The organism is Peribacillus sp. NPDC101481, assembly GCF_044767165.1.
Taxonomy (GTDB): domain Bacteria; phylum Bacillota; class Bacilli; order Bacillales; family DSM-1321; genus Peribacillus.
This window is the reverse complement of sequence record NZ_JBIWNJ010000001.1, coordinates 996,006-1,010,070: the sequence shown is the minus strand read 5'-3', so window position 1 is coordinate 1,010,070 and position 14,065 is coordinate 996,006. Positions and strand designations below refer to the sequence as shown.

11 protein-coding genes and 2 riboswitches are annotated in these 14,065 nt (G+C 42.2%); of the genes, 7 read left to right on the top strand and 4 right to left on the bottom strand.

Annotation, left to right across the window (positions count from 1 at the left end):
- A complete protein-coding gene (locus ACIROD_RS04810; RefSeq protein ID WP_402938385.1) occupies nt 1–798 on the bottom strand; it encodes a YqhG family protein in 798 nt (265 codons plus the stop codon).
- Nucleotides 776–2,464, bottom strand: a complete 1,689-nt coding sequence (locus ACIROD_RS04805) for a DEAD/DEAH box helicase (RefSeq protein ID WP_101222549.1) — start codon at nt 2,462–2,464, stop codon at nt 776–778. The genes ACIROD_RS04810 and ACIROD_RS04805 overlap by 23 nt, the downstream gene beginning before the upstream one ends.
- 376 nt (nt 2,465–2,840) lie before the next feature.
- Nucleotides 2,841–2,928: riboswitch (glycine riboswitch) on the top strand.
- 3 nt (nt 2,929–2,931) lie between these two features.
- Nucleotides 2,932–3,015, top strand: a riboswitch (glycine riboswitch).
- A gap of 138 nt (nt 3,016–3,153) precedes the next feature.
- On the opposite strand from ACIROD_RS04805, the gene gcvT reads away from it, so the two are divergent.
- The 3 genes from gcvT to gcvPB are packed head-to-tail and all read left to right on the top strand — an operon-like array spanning nt 3,154 to nt 7,074.
- Nucleotides 3,154–4,260, top strand: coding sequence for a glycine cleavage system aminomethyltransferase GcvT (gcvT, locus tag ACIROD_RS04800; protein ID WP_101223462.1), 1,107 nt, complete (start codon nt 3,154–3,156; stop codon nt 4,258–4,260).
- A 17-nt stretch (nt 4,261–4,277) separates the two neighbouring features.
- Complete coding sequence (gene gcvPA / locus ACIROD_RS04795) at nt 4,278–5,624, top strand: aminomethyl-transferring glycine dehydrogenase subunit GcvPA (RefSeq protein WP_402938381.1); 1,347 nt, start codon at nt 4,278–4,280, stop codon at nt 5,622–5,624.
- Nucleotides 5,617–7,074, top strand: a complete 1,458-nt coding sequence (gcvPB, locus tag ACIROD_RS04790) for an aminomethyl-transferring glycine dehydrogenase subunit GcvPB (protein ID WP_101222547.1) — start codon at nt 5,617–5,619, stop codon at nt 7,072–7,074. The genes gcvPA and gcvPB overlap by 8 nt, the downstream gene beginning before the upstream one ends.
- 139 nt (nt 7,075–7,213) lie before the next feature.
- On the opposite strand, the gene ACIROD_RS04785 is transcribed toward gcvPB, so the two are convergent.
- A complete protein-coding gene (locus ACIROD_RS04785; RefSeq protein ID WP_076365383.1) occupies nt 7,214–7,597 on the bottom strand; it encodes a rhodanese-like domain-containing protein in 384 nt (127 codons plus the stop codon).
- Between the two features lie 203 nt (nt 7,598–7,800).
- Here ACIROD_RS04785 and ACIROD_RS04780 point away from each other — a divergent pair, with 203 nt between their 5' ends.
- Nucleotides 7,801–8,637: a lipoate--protein ligase family protein gene (locus ACIROD_RS04780; protein ID WP_101222546.1), complete on the top strand. Its 837-nt coding sequence runs from the start codon at nt 7,801–7,803 to the stop codon at nt 8,635–8,637.
- A 388-nt stretch (nt 8,638–9,025) separates the two neighbouring features.
- Nucleotides 9,026–11,596: a vitamin B12-dependent ribonucleotide reductase gene (locus tag ACIROD_RS04775; protein WP_260359035.1), complete on the top strand. Its 2,571-nt coding sequence runs from the start codon at nt 9,026–9,028 to the stop codon at nt 11,594–11,596.
- A 151-nt stretch (nt 11,597–11,747) separates the two neighbouring features.
- On the opposite strand, the gene ACIROD_RS04770 is transcribed toward ACIROD_RS04775, so the two are convergent.
- The gene (locus ACIROD_RS04770; protein ID WP_101222544.1) at nt 11,748–11,936 is read right to left on the bottom strand and encodes a hypothetical protein; all 189 of its coding nucleotides are present in this window, start codon (nt 11,934–11,936) and stop codon (nt 11,748–11,750) included.
- A 126-nt stretch (nt 11,937–12,062) separates the two neighbouring features.
- Between ACIROD_RS04770 and splB the strand changes: the two genes are divergently transcribed.
- Nucleotides 12,063–13,088, top strand: a complete 1,026-nt coding sequence (gene splB / locus ACIROD_RS04765; protein ID WP_101222543.1) for a spore photoproduct lyase — start codon at nt 12,063–12,065, stop codon at nt 13,086–13,088.
- 83 nt (nt 13,089–13,171) lie between these two features.
- A complete protein-coding gene (locus ACIROD_RS04760; RefSeq protein WP_402938376.1) occupies nt 13,172–14,053 on the top strand; it encodes a patatin-like phospholipase family protein in 882 nt (293 codons plus the stop codon).
- The last annotated feature ends 12 nt before the right edge of the window (nt 14,054–14,065 follow it).

The following is a 14,065-nucleotide window of genomic DNA, read 5'->3' as shown; positions in this document are numbered from 1 at the left end:
TTATCCCAATGCCCTATCAGAAAGGTAAAATAACCCTCCGTTGATGATGGATATTCGGATGTTGGGTTCATATTGAGCTTTTAAGGCATCTTTTTCAGTAAAATAGCTCTCACTTTTTTCTTCCATATCCTTGTAAAAATGCTCCAATAAATTCAAGTCATTCTGCCAGCGAAGCATTGCTTCCTCTGCCCAGGAATGGTCATCATCCTCGAAACTGGTCCTGATGTATGTATCCAGTCTTGCCAATCCGCTCTTGGGCATGATGAGCGGTGAAAGCGTAAAGGAGTAATCCGGTATTTTGGGGGTGACCTTTATCGGTAAAACCCGATGGTGAAACCTTTCCATGATCTCACCTGAGATTAAATTCAAACCGATCGACATGAAGGTATCCTTTTTACGATCGCATTGATAGGATATTTTCACATTCAGGGTCAGCCAAGGAAACAAAGGATTATTTCCCCCTTTTGATGGAGGGGTATCCTCAAAAAGTCTAGTATATCCTGCCAGCTTTTTGGTAGATTGAATAATCTGGTGAAGGCGAGGGGAGCCAAAATGAATCATTTCTCCCTTTAAATCGGATGGAGCTAGTTCTGGATCGGTAATCAAAGTCATCTGTGCTGGGTTTGGAACGCCGCCTGTTTTTTCTAGATAATGCCAATAAAAGGGTCTGTTCATTAATTCTTTATCCATATCAATCGTCAATTGCACTGTAAGGTGGGTTGGTGCATTATCCAGTATTTCACAATCATTGGCTTTAAAGTAAGTTATTAAAAAATCATGAATTTCCCGTTGCTGCATGAACCTCACCTTCCTTCATTGATTGGGCGAATTGGATTAACGATGAAAAATTATCCATCTTGATTTTCATTTCGCCCTCTGTTTTGGATTCACCGACTACATCAATCAAATATTCTTCAATGTTGTTAATATCCAGTTTGGTTAGAATATCATCCAATTCGCCGATTACTTTCTCGAATAAATTTATTTTTTCATATAGTAACTTCAGAATATGTTCTTCCACTGTATTTTTCGTGGCAAAGTTATAAATCATCACATCTTCTTCCTGACCAAGGCGGTGTATCCGTCCGATTCTCTGTTCGAGCCTCATCGGGTTCCATGGCAGGTCAAAATTAATCAAGTGATGGCAAAACTGAAGGTTTATCCCTTCCCCGCCAGCTTCTGTTGCAATCAATACCTGTATATTTTTTTGGAATAATTCTCGCATCCAGTCTTTCTTTCCGCGCTTAAAACCGCCTCGGAAAGGAACTGAAGAAATTCCATTCTGCTGTAGGTACCATTGTAGATATAGCTGAGTCGCCCGGTATTCGGTAAAGATAATGACTTTATCATCAATTTTCTTGATCAGTTCCAAAGCTTTTTCAGCCTTTGAGTTCTGAACCGTTTCATTCACTTTAGAAAATAAATCATCAAGCTTTGCTAAAAAGTCAGGGGAAGGCTGATCATATTTATTTTTCATATTCTTTAATGTATAAAAGACCGCCTCTCTGCTGCTGCATGCTTCCCTTTGGAGAGTGAGAGCCGAAAAGGCGCTTCCTTTAGAACCATCCGAAATAGGTTTGAATTTGGAAACAGCATCGTACAATGCTTGTTCCGTTGGAGAAAATTCAATGGTGATGGTCTCCACATGCCGTTTTGTCCATTCAATGCCAGTATCGGCCCGCCGGTTTCGAATCATGACAGTGTTGACAAGTTCCTTTAGGTGTTCATCTTCAATAATGTTCCGGCCTTTCCCTTTATACTTTTCTGAAAAAAGTGAGGCATTTCCCAAGTGGCCTGGTTTCAATAACGAAACGAGGTGGAAAATTTCCTCGACTTTATTTTGAATCGGAGTGGCTGTCAGGAGTAAACAAAATTTCTTTTTCAGATTTTGGACGAATTCATAGTTCTTCGTCTTATTATTTTTAAGTTTATGAGCTTCATCAATAATGATGAAGTCGTATTCCTGCTTGAAAATGATATCTCGATGTGGAGCTCGTTTCGCTGTATCAATGGATGAAATGACCACATCACAGGAGTCCCAAACATAGCTTTTTCTCTGAACGACTGCCGGTATATGAAACTTGGTGTTCAATTCAAAAGCCCATTGTGTGACAAGGGAAGCCGGAACAAGGATCAAAACTTTTTTTACAAGGCCCCTAATCATATACTCTTTTAGGATCAATCCAGCTTCAATTGTTTTTCCGAGCCCTACCTCATCAGCTAAAATGGCTTTTCCATTCATCTTTTCCACCACTTGCTTGGCTGCTTCCAATTGATGGGGAAGCGGGGTTAACTGCGGAAGGTGCTTGGGCGCCTGTAAACCTTCAAAATCAGGGATGATAAGATTTTCCTCCATTTGAACCGCGAGCTTATAAAGCTCCCAGTTTCCCCATGGACCGTCATTTTCCATCTTTTGCAGAAACTCGTCATTCCATTCAGAATTAAAGGATATATTGATTTTCATAGAAATAACTCCCTCTTAAATCATATTTTCCTTAATAAAAGGTCAAAACCCGAACATTTCATATGTGAAGTAATAAAAATATTTCTCTTCAAAAGATATTGCAGAGATAAGTTTCTTAGGGTAGGATATAAGTATATTTAGAAAATTCCAATTTCCCAACGCTACAAAGAATCTTTGTACATCGATTTTGCAGTTCGCGTTTTCTTAGTATGGGCTATAGACTTCTAATTTATCCAAGATTACTGAAGGAGACCAATCAAACGGTTTCTGAGGTTTCAGGAGAATTGGCAGAGAATGCATTCCACGATGCTCAGGGGTTTTACCGATGTTTGGTGGCTTATTCGCTTCCTTTCATTGGTAGACCATTTATATGCGGGTGAAGATAAGGGGAGAGACTACGGATGTAGCGCCGAAGGAGCAAACTTAGCAGTGAATCTCTCAGGCAAAAGAACTCTTATTGGACGCAACTCTGGAGAGCGCCGCCCGTTTTGGGACGGCCACCAAAGGGGAAAACCTATTACATAGGTAAACTTTCAGGTTTCAGGACAGAGAAAAAGCTCAAACGGGCTTTCTCTGTCCTTTTTTGTGCTTTTTTCACATCATGAATCAGGATATATCTGATGCGTAATGACAAGAAGCTTTTGATAATGAAGCCAATTAATTTAAAAAAATCTGAAGGGGGTCATTTTTTGACCGATTTAAAAAGAACACCACTATTTGAGGTTTATCGTGAATACGGAGGTAAAACGATTGATTTTGGCGGCTGGGAACTTCCTGTCCAATTTTCGGGTATAAAGGACGAACATGAAGCCGTACGTACAAAAGCGGGGTTATTCGATGTTTCCCATATGGGTGAAGTCGATGTTAAGGGTCCTGGGAGCCTTTCCTTTTTACAAAAGATGCTGACTAATGATATATCAAAGCTGAAACAGGGCGGTGCCCAATATTCCGCCATGTGTTATGAAAACGGAGGCACGGTTGATGATCTAATCGTGTATAAAAGGTCTGAGGATGACTATCTGCTCGTGGTCAATGCAGCGAACACAGAAAAAGATTTCAATTGGCTGCAAGCTCATTTATCGGAAGATGTCCAAATCAAGAATGTATCTAGTGACTATACACAGCTGGCACTTCAAGGGCCATCTGCAGAGAAGATTTTACAAAAACTATCGGGAAATACTGCTTTAAGTGAAATTGGATTTTTCAAGTTCAAGGAAAATGTCATGATTAACGGTATCTCCACGATGGTATCCCGTACTGGATACACTGGTGAGGATGGCTTTGAGATATATAGTGACAGTGAAAATGGTCCAGCCCTTTGGAAGGCGATTATGGATGCCGGAAACGAAGAGGGAGTTCAGCCGATTGGTTTAGGTGCTCGTGATACCCTGCGTTTTGAAGCGAAACTGCCGTTGTATGGGCAGGAGCTTTCAGCAGACATCACCCCGATAGAAGCCGGGATTGGTTTTGCAGTAAAAGTCGATAAGGAAGTTGATTTTTTCGGGAAAGCCGTTCTTGCTGAGCAAAAGGAGAAAGGAGCTCCTCGCAAGCTTGTGGGAATTGAAATGATAGACCGTGGCATTCCACGTCATGGGTATAAGGTCTACAGCGGTGATAAAGTCATTGGCGAGGTCACGACCGGTACCCAATCACCAACGTTGAAGAAAAACGTGGGTTTGGTACTTATCGATAAGGAATTTTCAGTGCTGGATGCGGAAGTCGAAGTGGAGATCCGTTCCAAACGTTTGAAAGCCGTTATAATACAAACACCTTTTTATAAAAAACCACGTAAATAGAGGGGAATGGTCATTAGATGAAACATCGTTATTTACCCATGACAGAGCAAGATAAACAAGAAATGCTGAAAGCGATAGGGGTATCCACTGCTGAAGAACTTTTCAATGATATCCCTGAGAGCGTTCGTTTTCAAGGAGAATACGATATCAAGCCTGCTAAATCGGAACCAGCATTAATGAAAGAATTATCAAGGCTTGCTGCCAAGAATGCGGATCTTAAAAACTATGCTTCCTTCCTTGGTGCGGGTGTCTATGACCATTATGCACCGGTCATCGTCGATCATGTTCTATCCCGTTCTGAATTTTACACGGCTTATACACCCTATCAGCCTGAAATTTCACAGGGAGAGCTTCAAGCAATCTTTGAATATCAAACGATGATATGTGAATTGACGGGCATGGATGTGGCTAACTCCTCCATGTATGACGGCGGGACAGCGCTGGCTGAAGCAGCCATGCTTGCTTCAGGACAGACACGGCGCAAGAAGATTCTCATTTCAGGAACCGTTCATCCTGAATCAAGAGAAGTCGTGAAGACATATGCGAAAGGGCAACGCGTGGAAGTGATCGAAATTCCTTATAAAGACGGTGTGACGGACTTAGCTGCTTTAAAGGAATTGGCGAATGAGGACATTGCAGGAGTGATCGTGCAATATCCGAACTTTTTTGGCCGGATCGAGCCATTGAAGGAAATGGAAGAAATCATTCATGGCGTCAAATCCATGTTTATCGTTTCCAGTAATCCGCTTGCATTGGGAGCTTTGACATCCCCTGGTGCACTCGGTGCAGATATCGTAACGGGGGATGCCCAGCCATTCGGCATTCCAGCGGCATTCGGTGGACCTCATTGTGGATATTTTGCGGTTACTAATAAACTTGTTCGGAAAGTTCCGGGCCGACTCGTCGGTCAAACCGTGGATGAAAATGGTAAAAGGGGATTTGTACTAACGCTACAAGCTCGTGAACAGCACATTCGCCGTGACAAAGCCACATCCAACATTTGTTCCAATCAAGCTTTGAATGCGTTGGCAGCTTCTGTTGCAATGACCGCCCTTGGGAAAAAGGGTGTCAAGGAAATGGCCGTGCAAAATATTCAAAAAGTGCATTATGCGAAAAAAGCAATTATGGCAGTAGGGGTGGAACTGATATTCGACGGTCCTTCGTTCAATGAATTTATCATTAAACTGCCTGCTTCGTTTTCAGAAATCAATAAAAGCCTTTTTGAAAAAGGGATGATCGGCGGCTTTGATTTAGGGACGGTTTATCCTGAGCTGAAAGACCATATGCTGGTTGCGGTAACTGAACTTAGAACAAAAGAAGAAATTGATGCACTTGCGCAGGAATTGGGGGATCAACATGAATAATCAAGATCAATCACTCATTTTTGAAATCAGTACTTCCGGTCGAATCGGGTACAGTCTGCCAGAAATGGATGTTGCAACTATTCCGCTCGAAGAAATTCTTCCTGCCGACTACATCCGTGAAGAAGAGGCAGAACTGCCTGAGGTGTCCGAACTGGATATCATGCGTCACTATACAGCACTCTCCAAACGGAATCATGGGGTGGATTCGGGTTTTTATCCGCTGGGTTCATGCACGATGAAATATAATCCGAAAATAAATGAAAACGTGGCACGTTTCAACGGCTTTGCCCATATCCATCCATATCAAGATCCGGCTACCGTTCAGGGAGCATTGGGACTCTTATTTGATTTGCAGGAACACTTAACTGAAATCACCGGGATGGACCAAGTGACATTACAGCCTGCAGCAGGTGCACATGGTGAGTGGACAGGGTTGATGATGATTCGCGCTTTTCACGAAGCGAATGGCGATACAGAACGGACGAAAGTGATTGTACCTGATTCTGCACACGGTACGAATCCTGCCTCTGCCACTGTTGCCGGACTTGAAACGATTACAGTGAAATCCGATGAAAATGGATTAGTCGACCTTGAAGATTTAAAGCGTGTTGTTGGACCTGATACGGCGGCCTTGATGCTGACGAACCCCAATACATTGGGATTATTTGAAGAAAACATCTTGGAAATGGCACAACTTGTCCATGATGCAGGTGGGAAGCTTTATTATGACGGAGCCAATCTGAATGCAGTCCTTTCAAAAGCACGCCCGGGTGACATGGGCTTTGATGTGGTTCACTTAAATCTCCATAAAACATTCACGGGTCCGCATGGCGGCGGAGGTCCGGGTTCTGGTCCTGTAGGTGTGAAGTCGGACTTGATTCCTTACCTGCCTAAACCTCTTATAATTAAACAAGGTGAGCAATTCGCTCTTGATTATGATCGTCCGCAATCCATTGGCAGGGTAAAACCTTATTATGGTAATTTCGGGATTAACGTGAGGGCATATACGTACATTCGTTCAATGGGGCCTGATGGCCTTAAAGCCGTCACCGAAAATGCGGTCATCAATGCCAATTATATGATGCGCAAGTTGGAACCTTATTTTGACTTACCATATAATCGTCATTGTAAGCACGAATTCGTATTAAGCGGACGCCGGCAAAAGAAATTGGGGGTTAGGACTCTCGATATAGCCAAAAGATTACTGGATTTCGGGTATCATCCTCCAACCATTTACTTCCCGTTGAACGTGGAGGAAGGAATGATGATAGAACCGACTGAAACCGAGTCAAAAGAAACGCTGGATGCGTTCATCGATGCGATGATCCAGATTGCCAAGGAAGCGGAAGAAACCCCGGAAATCGTTCAGGAAGCTCCGCATACAACCGTTATAAAGCGGCTTGATGAAACTCTTGCTGCAAGAAAACCTGTTCTGCGTTATCAAGCCTAGATTGATAGCTTATACGAAAAAAATCCCTGCCTGCCGGCGGGGATTTTTCATGTTTATGTAAGATTTCATTAAAGTCCAGCAATTAACTTTCTTTTCCTTGAGCTATTGAATTAAAAAGAGCCCATGCGGAGATGGGGTCTTATTTCTTTGCTTTGATTTTCCCGGTCCACATTTTGAAACCGCCCTTTAGGTGAAAAAGCTCCCTGTAGCCCTTTTTGTATAGCATGGCTGCAGCTCTGCCGCTGATGATTTCGCTTTGAGCGTACAAATATACAGGCTTGTCCGGCCTAATTTCGACCAAGCGTGTTTTCATTTGAGTCATAGGGATGTTTCTTGCGCCTAAGATATGGCCATTATCGAAATCATTCGGTTCCCGCACATCGATTAGCTGCACTTTTCTGTAGTTAGCGATAAATTCGTCCTGTGTTAGTGTTTTAACGATTTTACGCTGGCGGTACCAATTAAAAAGTGAATACGCAATAACCACTCCTAAGATGATGAGCAGTGTATATAATATTTCCAAACATAAAAACTCCCTTCTACCTTAACGAATACAGACAATCTTTATTATATAATTGCTTTAACCAATAATCAAAAAGAATTTTCATCAAATTCTTCATGGACTTGATGGTACTTTCTTTTTTAGAGTGTTAAAGTCTGTTAAACTACTACATGTGAGTTTTTTGTGGGGTATTGAAAAACAGTCTATCGAAACGAGGGGTAAGGATGGCTAAAGATAAATGGGGTTTTATAGATTCGGGGTATTGTTCACCGGCTTTTAATATGGCACTGGACGAAGCTCTGTTAAACTGGCAAAGCAAAGGGGAAATTCCGCCAATCATACGCTTTTACGGCTGGGATCCAGCTACATTGTCGATTGGTTATTTTCAAAAGGCGGAAGCGGAAATTGATATCGAAGAGGTCAAAAGGCAGGGCCTTGGTTTTGTACGCAGGCCAACAGGAGGACGAGCGGTACTGCACGAGCATGAATTGACTTATAGCGTAATCGTTCCAGAATCCTATCCGGGAATGCCGACTACCGTTACTGAAGCATATCGTGTCATTTCTGAAGGAATATTAATGGGATTCAGGAATCTGGGATTGGATGCTTATTTTGCCGTGCCTCGAACCGATCAGGAAAAAGCGGCTTTAAAATCGCCCAGGTCTTCGGTTTGCTTTGATGCTCCAAGCTGGTATGAACTGGTCGTTGAGGGCAGGAAGGTCGCTGGCAGCGCTCAAACCAGGCAAAAAGGCGTCATCCTTCAGCACGGATCCATTTTGCTTGAACTTGATGATGATAAGCTTTTTAGCGTATTTAAATTCTCAAATGACAGGGTTAAAGAGAGAATGCAAAAAAACCTAAAAAACAAAGCTGTGGCCATAAATGATATTGCAGGGAGAAAGATTACCATCCCTGAAGCGAAAGAAGCTTTTGAAAAAGGTTTTGCCGAAGGACTTTCGGTCGATTTAGAGCCATACGTCCTCACCGAAAAGCAATTGCTGGAAGTGAAGTCCATTGCAGAAAGCAAATATGAAAGCGATGATTGGAATTTCATGAGATAGAGGAAGCATAATTAGAGTGGATAATAAAAAAGTTTTTTCAGATTTGTTTGACCAAATAACGCATCCCTTGCAGGGATAAGCCCTAAAAGGGATGGGGAAAAAGCAAGGTCCAAATTAATTGAAATCTGATGAAAAATTATTGTAAATCGACATTTTCCTCCCTTTTGCTAACTATATTAATTGATTTATCGTTTGACAAAATTAAAAGTTATTCAAAACAAACACAATATATAGTAGTTGAAATATTTAATGCGACACTATATGTTGATTTTTGAGTTTCGCTATGATAAATTTAGGGTACTTGTTAAGCGAAACGGACATGTAAGGTTACATAAGGATTTTTGCGGCAGCAAGAACGGATCTTGAAACATATAAAGGAGAGGGAATTATGTCGGTTGTAATAAAAGAAGCTTTAAAGGTTGATCTAGAAAGGTTGAATAAGGATATTTCTTTATTTCCCCAGGTTCACCCTGTAACTGCTGATATGAAAATGGCGCATAAGGGAGTGTCCCGTCTAGTCATGCTTGACCGCTATTCTTTTAAGGATACTGAAAAAATCACACTCTCGGCAGGCGATTTCGTCGTGTTGACGATTAAGGAAGATCCGAAATTCCCGGCAAGGGGTCTCGGTTACATCGTTGAAATAGATTGGGAAACCAAAAAAGCGAAGGTTTTGGTGGATGAAGAGTTCCGTGGCGTTCTGGATAACCCGGAAGAAATGGAGACGGGAATTGTAAACCGTCCTTTGGATATTATCGAAAAGCCGCTTGAAATATACTATGAACAAATTGCGAAACGTAATGCAACGGGATTGGCATCAGTGGAAACCACGGAAGAAAAAAGAACGGAATGGTTCAATAAATTCTATGAAGAATTAAAGAACCTTAATTTCGTCCCGGCAGGACGAGTATTATATGGTGCAGGTTCCAATACGGATGTTACTTATTTCAACTGTTATGTAATGCCATTCGTACCGGATTCACGTGAAGGTATTTCAGAACATAGGAAACAAGTGATGGAAATCATGAGCCGCGGCGGCGGAGTGGGAACGAACGGGTCGACACTGCGTCCAAGAAACACTCTGGCAAAAGGCGTAAACGGAAAATCCTCGGGTTCTGTGTCGTGGCTTGACGATATTGCGAAACTGACGCATCTTGTTGAACAGGGCGGTAGCAGACGCGGCGCGCAAATGATCATGCTTGCTGATTGGCATCCTGATATTGCAGAGTTCATCATTTCTAAAATGCAAAACCCAAGGATTCTGCGTTACTTAGTGGAAAATACTAAAGACGAAGCAATCAAGAAATATGCGACGGATAAATTGAAATTCACTCCGCACACGGAACAGGAAACGGCTATGTATCAAGGGATCATCAATTATAAGGAGATTCCTGGCCAAGGTGGATTCAGCGAGAAAATCATTAGGGATGCAGAGGAAAAGCTCCGTACAGGGGGAACATACAGTGTCCATAATTCTGATTTTCTGACTGGAGCCAACATCTCGATTTGCCTGACTAAGGAATTCATGGAAGCGGCGGAACAAGATGCGGAATACGAATTGCGTTTTCCTGATGTTGAAAGCTATAATGCCGAAGAAATGGCCATTTACAATGAAGAATGGCATAATGTCGGCGATGTTCGCGAATGGGAGAAAATGGGTCACAAAGTCCGTGTTTACCGTAAAATCCGCGCTAAAGAGCTTTGGAATTTAATAAACATTTGTGCAACATATTCTGCTGAACCAGGTATTTTCTTTATCGATAATGCTAATGAAATGACGAATGCCAAAGCATACGGTCAACAGGTCGTAGCGACGAACCCTTGTGGAGAACAGCCATTGGCCCCATATTCAGTATGTAACCTTGCGGCAGTCAATCTGGCTGAGATGGCTGATAAAGAAAGCAAAACCGTTAATTTCGAGAAACTTAAGCAGACTGTCGAAGTCGGTGTGCGTATGCAGGACAATGTCATTGACGCAACTCCTTATTTCTTGGAAGAAAACAAAAAACAGGCACTGGGCGAGCGACGGGTTGGACTTGGTGTAATGGGTCTGCATGACCTTTTGATCTACTGTGAGACGGAATATGGCTCTGAAGAAGGAAATATCCTGGTTGACAAGGTGTTTGAAACGATTGCGACGACAGCTTACAGGGCTTCCGTGGAACTTGCTAAAGAAAAAGGCAGTTTCCCGTTCCTGATCGGGTCAACGGACAAAGAATCCGATGAGCTTAGAACACGTTTCACACAAACCGGATTTATGGAAAAAATGCCTGAAGATATCAGGGAAAGTGTTGCTGCACATGGCATCCGTAACTCTCATTTATTGACAGTTGCTCCTACAGGAAGCACAGGAACTATGGTCGGGGTATCAACAGGTCTTGAACCATATTTCTCCTTCACGTATTTCCGCAGCGGCCGTCTTGGTAAATTCATTGAAGTTAAGGCTGACATTGTACAGGAATACTTGGACCGTCATCCAGAAGCCGATACAGAAGAGCTTCCAAAATGGTTCATTTCCGCTATGGAATTAGCTCCAGAAGCACATGCTGATGTTCAATGCATCATTCAACGCTGGATTGACAGCTCGATCAGTAAAACGGTAAATGCTCCAAAAGGATATACTGTCGAACAAGTTGAAAAAGTATATGAACGTCTATACAAAGGCGGAGCAAAAGGCGGTACTGTATATGTGGATGGCAGCCGTGACAGTCAGGTTCTTACGCTCAAAGCGGAAGAAAACCAAATGGACGAGCAGCTTGAAATGGATGAATTGACAGATGTGGAAGTAAAGAAAAAAGTCGTATTGGTCGATACGATAAATGAACTGCGTTCGACTAACGTTACGATTGGGTCGGAAGTGGGCAACACTTGTCCGGTGTGCCGTAAAGGCGAAGTCCAGGAAATGGGCGGATGCAATACTTGCACGAATTGCGGAGCACAATTAAAATGCGGGCTATAAGCTGATGTAAGGGAAGTCGTTAAGTATGCTGCAAAGCCTATCTTAACGGCTTTTTTTAGTGTCTTAAATGTTTGTTAGTTACCGTCTGTTCAATTACAAACCAATAGAGAAGACCGAATCATCGTAAATTCGGTCTTCTTTTTACGTTCAATCAACCATTTTCATTTTGCTGCCCTATTTCCTTCTCGGCTAGATATTGGTTTCCATCTTTCAATACCGAAAATTCATCGACCGAGTCTCCAGGTATATTCCTTGGATTTGGATATTTATTATCTGTTTGGACGGTGATCGCTTGTTTCCCCGTTCCATTTGTCAAGAAATCTCGTTTTTTATTAGCCATATGGCATCTCCTTCATTTTGAATTTCCAAGTAAAAACAATCATGATGATAACAGAATTAAGAAAAACTATCCTTATGAATTAGATTGTGTAGTTTGATTAAAAGTATGAACAGAATGGAGAACGGAATGAAACCATTTATGCCACAATTAGTGTATATAGAGCCCAGGGCACTGGAATACCCTCTTGGCCGGGAATTGAAGAAGAAATTCGAAGATTTGAACATTGAAATCCGGGAGACCACATCCCATAACCAAATTAGGGACCTTCCTGGGGAAAACGATTTGCAAAAATATCGCGTCGCCAAATCGACGCTTGTGGTAGGAATAAGAAAAACATTGAAATTCGATTCCTCAAAACCATCTGCTGAATATGCCATCCCTCTTGCTACAGGGTGTATGGGGCACTGTCACTATTGCTATTTACAGACGACACTCGGATCGAAACCATATATTAGGACATATGTGAATCTTGACGAGATTTTCGAGGCAGCCGAAAAATATATAAATGAGAGAAAGCCTGAAATCACACGTTTTGAGGCAGCCTGTACATCGGACATTGTCGGAATTGACCATTTGACACATTCTTTAAAAAGGGCCATAGAATATTTTGGCAAAAGTGAATATGGGGTTTTAAGATTCGTAACTAAATTTCATCATGTCGACCATCTGTTGGATGCTGAACATAATGGAAAAACGAGATTTCGGTTCAGTATAAATTCGCGTTTTGTGATAAAGAATTTCGAGCCAGGCACATCGAGCTTCGAGGAAAGGATGGAAGCGGCACGAAAAGTGGCAGGTGCCGGATATCCTCTGGGTTTTATCGTAGCTCCCATATATCGTCATGAAGCATGGAAGGATGGCTATCACGAATTATTCGAACGATTAAGCGAGGCGTTAAAAGGGGTGGATATACCGGATTTGACTTTTGAATTAATCCAGCATCGGTTCACTGGTCCAGCAAAAAAAGTGATTCAAAAAAACTACCCGAAAACAAAATTGGAACTGGACGAAACGAAGCGTAAATATAAATGGGGCAGATATGGCATTGGTAAATATGTTTACCAAACCGAAGAAGCCGCAGAACTGGAAACGACCATTCGTGGGTATATCGCGGAATTTTTCCCGAAAGCGGAAATTCAGTATTTTACCTGATGAGGGTAATTTCTATTTAAAACTGTCATAAATCCCTCTAATCCTGCTTAGAAATGTAAAGACCGGATTAGGGGAGGGCAGCTATGATTATTGACGGCGTTTTTTCCGGAGGCGGGATTAAAGGCTATGGTTTAGTGGGAGCCCTGCAGGAATTAGAAGAACGGGGATTTTTATTCCATCGGACAGCAGGTACAAGTGCAGGATCCATAATTGCAGCTTTCGTGGCAGCTGGGTACACCGGAAAAGAAATGGAAAAGCTATTTCTTGATATAGATTTAAGCGGCCTGCTGGATAAAAGGCGTGGTCTTTTGCCTATCCCGCTTGCCAAATGGCTCCTTGTATACTGGAAACTTGGCCTTTATAAAGGCGACGCATTGGAAGGTTGGATTGCCAGCAAACTTGCCGAAAGGAATGTAGTCACCTTTAAGGATGTACGACCGAAATCCCTTCGTATCATAACCTCTGACATCACAAATGGGAAACTGGTGGTTCTGCCTGATGATCTGCCGAACTATGGCATTGATCCGAATACTTTTCCAGTTGCAAAGGCAGTAAGAATGAGTTGTAGCATTCCTTATTTCTTTGAACCAGTCAAACTCGATGTCGGAAAAAGCAAGTTCCTTTTTGTTGATGGAGGTGTTTTGAGCAATTTTCCTATGTGGTTATTCAATTCAGATCATGTAAGGAAGGAACGGCCGGTCATAGGCTTGCGGCTGAGTGTCGATGAGATATGGAAACCGCATGAGGTGGATAATGCGGTTGAATTGTTCTCCGCACTATTCAAAACGATGAAAGATGCCCATGATGCACGATATATCTCCAAGAAACACGTCCATAATATTGTATTTATTCCGATGAAAGGCGTTTCTGCGATGGATTTCAATCTGAATGATGAACAAAAGGGAGATTTGATGAAACGGGGTAGGCAGTGCACGAAAGAATTTCTTAAAAAATGGACTTATTGATGATAAATAAAA